Source organism: Bacillus mobilis (assembly GCF_001884045.1).
Taxonomy (GTDB): Bacteria; Bacillota; Bacilli; order Bacillales; family Bacillaceae_G; genus Bacillus_A; species Bacillus_A mobilis.
Genome location: NZ_MACF01000008.1, coordinates 1 through 2885 on the forward strand (window position 1 = coordinate 1; position 2885 = coordinate 2885).

The 2885-nt window shown below is 39.4% G+C and carries 1 protein-coding gene; it reads right to left on the bottom strand.

The genetic code is table 11. The features are described from left to right. Positions 1-180: 180 nt before the first annotated feature. Positions 181-2109, bottom strand: a complete 1929-nt coding sequence (gene ltrA / locus BAQ44_RS00305) for a group II intron reverse transcriptase/maturase (protein WP_000999901.1) — start codon at positions 2107-2109, stop codon at positions 181-183. Between the last annotated feature and the right edge of the window lie 776 nt (positions 2110-2885).

A 2885-nucleotide genomic window follows, 5' to 3' on the forward strand; every position in this document is an offset into this window, starting at 1 on the left:
AATTGTCGATAGGTAAGTCTTTGAGGTTATCTCCAACTTTTCCCCCGATCCGCACGGTACGTGCCACTTTCACGGCATACCGCGGTCCACCTATATTGTAGTTTTCTTTTCATCTAATAATGATAAGCTCTAAGCAAACAACGCTAGTTGTTCATGTTCCATATCCACTTCATTTTGTGATTACATACAGATTTCCTCATTTTTGACTAATTTCCGCAATTTATTAAGTTTGCCTAACTGTTCCTCGTTGAGTTTTAATTTATTGAGGAATTGGTTTATGGTTTCTATATTGGTCGCGTGTATTAGTGTATGGACACTTGGCTTGATGATGGTAAGATTTTTGTAGCTGTCATCCCTTGTTTCACTCCATAATCGCTTATGGTGACAGTGGATGTCCCAAGGCGAGAGTTTCTCACCTGTTACACTGCATCTTCCTTTTTGTGCAATATAAAGAGAAATTCGATTATCATTGTATTCTATGGTTGCCCGTTCATTTATAACTGGGTTTTCTCTTAACCATTTCAGTTCCGCTTCGGTTATTTCTGCCAAGTTTTTGTGTATAAGGGCTCGTCCTTCTGCGGTGTATCTGTTAATAGATTGCTTTTTCATCATCGGTTTTTTGTGTTGAATATAGGAGATTGGTAAAATAGGACATTTCATGAGAAATCTCATCGCTTTTGACTTTAGGTATGGTTTAATACCTCTGTCTTTCCCTTTATATTTCCCTATATTCGTGTATCCGTTTGTGTTGCTTTTTCCTCTAATTTTTGACTTTGGGAATCTGTTATACATCATGTGACCAAGACTATGGTTCATTTTACTGAAATCCAGGGAAGCATGCGTTGCTATTTTATAATAGTTGTGCTTACCAATGACCATGCTGTTGTATATACTGATTCTCTTAATTGTTTCATTAGAGTTTGGGGTTCTCTGTATCCTTTTCACTTGTTTTGCTAAATCTTGTTTTGTTTTTTCCAGTGCTTTTGGAGAGATGTGTGTTACTGCAATGTATCGTGTGTTACCGTTCTTCTTACCTTTCTTTACAGCCTTAAGAGTGAAACCTAAGAATTCACTCTGTTGCTTTTTCAGATTGGTTACTTTAGACTTTTCGGTTGAGATAGGCAGTTTTAGACGTTCTTCTAACCACATTTGAGTTGCTTCGAAAATTTTCTCCGCATTCCTACGTGTATTTGTAAAGATTTTAAAATCATCTGCGTATCTTACGATATACATTGGTTTCATCTTGGATGTTTTGGATAGACAATATGTTACAGTGTCATTACTCCAAATCCCATCTTTCAATCTCGGCTTTACCTTCTTGGCTTTGAAAGTTTCCCATTGATTACTAATCCACCAGTCAAATTCGTTAAGGTTAACATTGGCGAGTAGTGGACTAAGGATACCACCTTGCGGGGTACCTTTGGTCGGAAATATCGTTTTGCCGTTAGGCAGTTGCACTGGCGCTTTCAATATTTTCCGGATAATGACTAGTAGTTGTTTGTCACGAATACCCAGTGTCCATAGTTGGCGCATGAGTTTGACGTGACTTACTTCGTCAAAGAATCCCTGAATGTCTATATCCACCACATATGTAAGGTTTTGCTGATTTACCCGTTTTGTTGCGTCTGCTATAGCATTTTCAGCACTTCTGTTTGGGCGAAATCCATGACTTCGGTTACAGAAGTGTGCTTCACAGATAGGCTCCATTACTTGTAAGATGCATTGTTGGATAATCCTATCCCACATACTTGGTATTCCCAGAGGTCTGGTTTTCCCATTGGGTTTCGGTATTTCCTTGCGCCTTACTTTCTGCGGTTGGTAGTTTTGAAAGCGTCTTTTTACTTCGTTCAAGAAATAGCTTTGTTCCATTCTCTCAATATCCTTAATGTTTACATTGTCACAAGCTGCTGTTTTACTCCCTTTGTTTCCTTTAATATTACGAAACGCGAGGAGTATATTTTCATCTGATATAATGATAGGCATTAAATTTTTAAAAGAATTTTTCTTTGTTGCCTTCTGGTATAAGTTATCTAAGAAAGTTTGGATACCGTAGTATTCGTTGTGTCTTAGTTTCTTATTCTTTGGCGTGGACTTAGTTCTATCATTCATGGTCTATCACCTACTCTCATATTGATTTGGTGACCTTTTGAGTCTTACCAGAATCCATGCAAGATTAGATGAAATTTCAGTTCCTACAAATAGGCTTGTGGCTGTTCCTCCAATTCCATTACAGAATCTTCAACGGTCGTGCCACTACTCTCACCACTATTAAGAATACTTCCCTCGGTTACCCGTTTCGTATTCAACTATATCCGCCGATAGAGTCATAGACCCAACGTTAGTGGCTTTCGACGTTCCGTTCAGACTATCGTTGTTTTAAAGATCTTTCAATCTCCGATTTAGGTGCTTGCTTTACCCCGTGTCTAGCTCCGTTGCCTGTAACAACGTTAGGATTGGTCACTATGCGATGTTTCCAATCCATTAGACAAGTCTTATTTTCAGACTCCGAATCATTTCTGACCCGTAAACCTATCGAGGTGTACATTCGCAAGTTCGTCAGTGTTTACACATTCTCACCTTGTCGGTTGACAGCATACGGTACTTAGTTAGTTCCAGCCGGTTTATTATTCCTGCTGGCTTTCGGTTATCCATATAGACACTACGAACCGTAACCGCATGTTTTACCCTGCTTCCAACATCTCACTCTGCCGAGTGTATGCAGTTGGGAATCTCACTGGGAGAGTTTCGGGGCGTTACTCCTTCATTCCTCTCACTCGCCTGAACAGTTATCCTACTCTTTATTGTTTTCGATGTTTCTACAATTAAGAATAGTCCTCGTTGTCGCCTATGCTCCCGCATTACTTACTCGAGAACGTCTCGCACCG

Coding starts and splice junctions, on each gene's coding strand:
- ltrA (WP_000999901.1), bottom strand. CDS start 2,109: ATGAATGATAGAACTAAGTCCACGCCAAAGAATAAGAAACTAAGACAC.